Source organism: Serratia sp. LTN-2, from assembly GCF_059740205.1.
Genome location: NZ_JCAXDO010000049.1, coordinates 1 through 3,289, shown reverse-complemented (window position 1 = coordinate 3,289; position 3,289 = coordinate 1). Strand labels below are relative to the sequence as shown.

Sequence of the window (3,289 nt, the reverse complement as noted above, 5' to 3'; positions counted from 1 at the left end):
TGCAGGTTCTGGTTCAGCAGATGGCTGGTACGGCTGACGTGAGTATGGCTGCAGTGCCGGAGAAACCAGCGGAGCCTTCCGCACCGGTATCCGCAGAAGCGACCAGCATAAAGAAAAATATGCAACGGGCATTCGGAGACTAGAACATGTCAGTGATTAAACAGAAGGCAGAGCAGTGCATTCATAACTTTCTGCGCGCCCGGAATGTGCCTGAATCTCAGTGGCCTGAACGGGTCAAAAAGACCGGCAGGGGAATGATACTGGCAGGCGTGGCCGTCGTGGTTCCCGGTGTTCTGGTTGATAATATCTCCCTGCCGGTGACCATTGCGATGCAGGTCTGCTACGCCTCGCTGATAGGTCTCGGGGTTCTCCTGGCGTTTGACGAGAAAAAACCAAAGGGGCGGGGATGAATATGAACATTAACCTGAAGGAAACAGTATGCAGCTTGAAGAACTGACTGGAGATGAACGCACACTGGTTATTGTGGCCCTGCAGGCGCTTCACCGTGAGAGATTAACCGCATCAAATGCCGTCTTTACGGTATGCAGCCTGTCCGGAAAGGATCAGCCGCCGGAAGATATTTTTGGGCTGCGTGAAGTTCAGGATGCACTGAGACGTATTGGTGCCGCTCCTCATTGATAAAGCATGTTTCGCCGTTATCCTGTCGGCGGGTAAGCTGGTCAGGATAGTTCTTCTGCCCGGAACAATGGTTCCCGGAGAGAGTTAATTATGAGCGATTTTACTTTTGACTGTACGACCGGTCCTGTTGAGGCCGAGGTATCCCAGGCTATTGCGGGTTATAAAATGGCGCTGATCAACGCGCATTACCGTAATTTCTGGCACCGGTTTCTGTGCAAACTTAAGGATGAAGAGGCACTGAAAAATGAGCGTATACTCGTGATTCAGGAGAAACAGTGTCGGTTTGTTGTCAATAAAACTCCTGAACACATCCAGGTGTTAAAAAGCATCATTGATGAACAGTCCGTCGCCGCCAGAATACAGGATAAATTCAGCAATCTGATTGAACCATCATGCCAGTCTGCGAAGTCGGCTATCGACCACGTGAAGAGGCGTTGAAAAAAGGACACCTTCCGGGGAGGGGGGGTCCTGAAGTCATGCAATTCGTTACAGGCGAAAACCCTTCAGATGTTTCCGGCACTGATAATCACACAATCACTTCACACTTTCACCTGTCATATATCCGACTCAAAAAAAAGACGTCTCCGGTCGGGGACGTCCTGAAATCAAAGGCACACATGTCAGATAACGGCGTGAATCCATTATCAGTGTGCATTCTGCCATACCCTCACGAACTCATCAGCTACCAGAACCGGTACAGAAGGATGTCGGTTCCCTCCGCCTTATTGCCGCCAGCCGGCGGCGTGTTCAACGCCGTGCCTTCACGCTAACCCGGCCGCTGCGGTCGCAAGGGTTCACGTTGTCTCCGTCCTCACCCGTTCGCACCTTTCACGGTGCATTCAGCCCGTGAAAGGCTTGCGCTGCGGCTTGCGGCGTCGCCCCTGCGCCCTCCGCTTTCCGCCGGGTTTTTGTGGCGGCACGGCGCAACAGGGTGCCGCATATCAGAGAGGAGTGTGTCTATGTCCCGTTTTATTCTGGGTGACTGCGTGCAGGTGATGTCCCGTTTTCCGGCGTGTGCCGTCGATTTTATTCTTACCGATCCGCCGTATCTGGTTGGCTATAAGGACCGTACCGGCCGCACCTTGGCCGGAGACAACTCTGCCGAATGGCTCCAGCCCGCCTGTCATGAAATGTACCGCGTGCTGAAAAACGACAGCCTTATGGTGAGCTTCTATGCCTGGAACCGCGCGGATCTGTTTCTGAATGCGTGGAAAGTGGCCGGCTTCCGGGTGGTTGGCCATATCGTCTTTGCCAAGAGCTACGCCTCAAAATCGACGTTCGTGGGTTACACCCATGAGAGCGCCTACCTGCTGGCGAAGGGGCGACCGCAAACCCCGGACCGTCCCATCCCGGACGTGATCCCCTGGAAATACACGGGCAACCGACACCATCCGACGGAGAAGCCGGTGCAGAGCCTGCGGCCACTGATTGAATCGCTCACGCGTCCGGGGGCCATTGTCCTTGACCCGTTTGCCGGCAGCGGCTCCACCTGCGTGGCCGCCGCCGAAGCCAGCCGCCGCTATATCGGGATCGAGATGCTTGAGCAGTACCACGCCGCCGGCGTTCGCCGTCTGGCACAGGTTGAACGGGCGAGAAGGATGCCGGCGGCCAATGACGGCGCGTTTTACCCCGACTGGCCGGAGGCGGCATGAACTACCCGGGCTTTGAAACCCTGCGCGCGGACGTGGCTGCGCTCAGCAATGCCATGTGTAACGTGCGGATGCTGCTGAACCGCCTCGAATCGCAGCACCGGCACGACGCGGCAACGCTTACTGAACGTATGGCAGCGCAGACTCTGCACCGGATCAACACCCTGCTTCTTGAAGCCTACCGCGAAGCCCTGGTGCTGGACGAGACCTTTCAGGACTGACTGACCCTGCCGGGCTGAGGCCCGGCCTGTAACCCCTTACAAGAGAGAAAAAACAATGTACGGAACCCGCGAAGAACTTTGTGAAGATCTTGAAAACATGTTCACGCCTGACGAACTCCTGGTCCTGCTGGTCTGGACGGAAGAGGGGATTAGCGTGGCCTGCCGTGAAGCCCAGCCAGAACCGGACGGGGCTGAAATCCGGAATGTGATGAAGGCGCTCGGCGAAATGAAAATGACGCAATACCGTCAGCAGGGGGTAAATAATCTGACCATTAGCGACCTTCTGACCCGTCAGCGCGAAGCGGCAAACCGTCAGGTGAGCGTTCCGGCGGTACTCCTCTCCCGCGTCCTGCGTAACTATGAATGCGAGTTGGAAAACCGGATCGGTATGGCCTGGGAAGCCGGGCGGCAGGAGCCTGAATCTGTCAGGGATGAGCTGAATAACGTTCGCGCCCTACAGGAGACGCTGGCCGCATGAGAGAACGCCGGGGTAACGCCCCGGCAACCGGTGGCCATCCACTGCGAATAAGGATGTCAGTGCCTTCCGCTTTTATCCGCCGCCGCCCTCCGGGCCACGTCGGGACAATGAAACTCCCCTGAAGCTCCGTGCGGTGACGGCATGCGCCGTGACTTCACTGTAGCCCGGCCGCATCGGCCACAAGGGTTCGCTGACGCCTCCGTCCTCACCCGTTCGCACCCTTCACGGTGCATTCAGCCCGTGAAGGCTTTGCGCTGCGGCTTGCGGCGTCGCCCCTGTGTCCTCCGCTTTTCGCCGGTCTG

6 protein-coding genes and 1 pseudogene are annotated in these 3,289 nt (G+C 57.0%); all 7 read left to right on the top strand.

Going from position 1 to position 3,289, the window contains the following annotated elements:
- A pseudogene (locus AC6BYQ_RS28095) lies at positions 1–143 on the top strand (plasmid partitioning/stability family protein); the annotation flags it as partial.
- A gap of 3 nt (positions 144–146) precedes the next feature.
- Positions 147–410, top strand: coding sequence for a hypothetical protein (locus AC6BYQ_RS28090; RefSeq protein ID WP_062939626.1), 264 nt, complete (start codon positions 147–149; stop codon positions 408–410).
- 28 nt (positions 411–438) lie between these two features.
- Entirely contained in the window at positions 439–639 is a 201-nt protein-coding gene (locus AC6BYQ_RS28085) for a hypothetical protein (protein WP_095450896.1), read from the top strand.
- Positions 640–729: 90 nt separating this feature from the next.
- On the top strand, positions 730–1,077 hold the full coding sequence (locus tag AC6BYQ_RS28080) for a hypothetical protein (protein WP_498057886.1): 348 nt from the start codon (positions 730–732) through the stop codon (positions 1,075–1,077).
- A gap of 521 nt (positions 1,078–1,598) precedes the next feature.
- Positions 1,599–2,291: a DNA methylase gene (locus AC6BYQ_RS28075; protein WP_498057885.1), complete on the top strand. Its 693-nt coding sequence runs from the start codon at positions 1,599–1,601 to the stop codon at positions 2,289–2,291.
- Positions 2,288–2,509, top strand: a complete 222-nt coding sequence (locus AC6BYQ_RS28070) for a YubE family protein (protein WP_498057884.1) — start codon at positions 2,288–2,290, stop codon at positions 2,507–2,509. Before AC6BYQ_RS28075 ends, AC6BYQ_RS28070 begins: the two co-directional genes overlap by 4 nt.
- A 55-nt stretch (positions 2,510–2,564) precedes the next feature.
- Positions 2,565–2,987: a DUF1380 family protein gene (locus tag AC6BYQ_RS28065; protein ID WP_063617357.1), complete on the top strand. Its 423-nt coding sequence runs from the start codon at positions 2,565–2,567 to the stop codon at positions 2,985–2,987.
- Positions 2,988–3,289: the final 302 nt, after the last annotated feature.

Bases quoted from the DNA above. Each gene is read 5' to 3' on its own strand.
- AC6BYQ_RS28090 (WP_062939626.1), top strand. From the start codon at position 147: ATGTCAGTGATTAAACAGAAGGCAGAGCAGTGCATTCATAACTTTCTG.
- AC6BYQ_RS28085 (WP_095450896.1), top strand. From the start codon at position 439: ATGCAGCTTGAAGAACTGACTGGAGATGAACGCACACTGGTTATTGTG.
- AC6BYQ_RS28080 (WP_498057886.1), top strand. From the start codon at position 730: ATGAGCGATTTTACTTTTGACTGTACGACCGGTCCTGTTGAGGCCGAG.
- AC6BYQ_RS28075 (WP_498057885.1), top strand. From the start codon at position 1,599: ATGTCCCGTTTTATTCTGGGTGACTGCGTGCAGGTGATGTCCCGTTTT.
- AC6BYQ_RS28070 (WP_498057884.1), top strand. From the start codon at position 2,288: ATGAACTACCCGGGCTTTGAAACCCTGCGCGCGGACGTGGCTGCGCTC.
- AC6BYQ_RS28065 (WP_063617357.1), top strand. From the start codon at position 2,565: ATGTACGGAACCCGCGAAGAACTTTGTGAAGATCTTGAAAACATGTTC.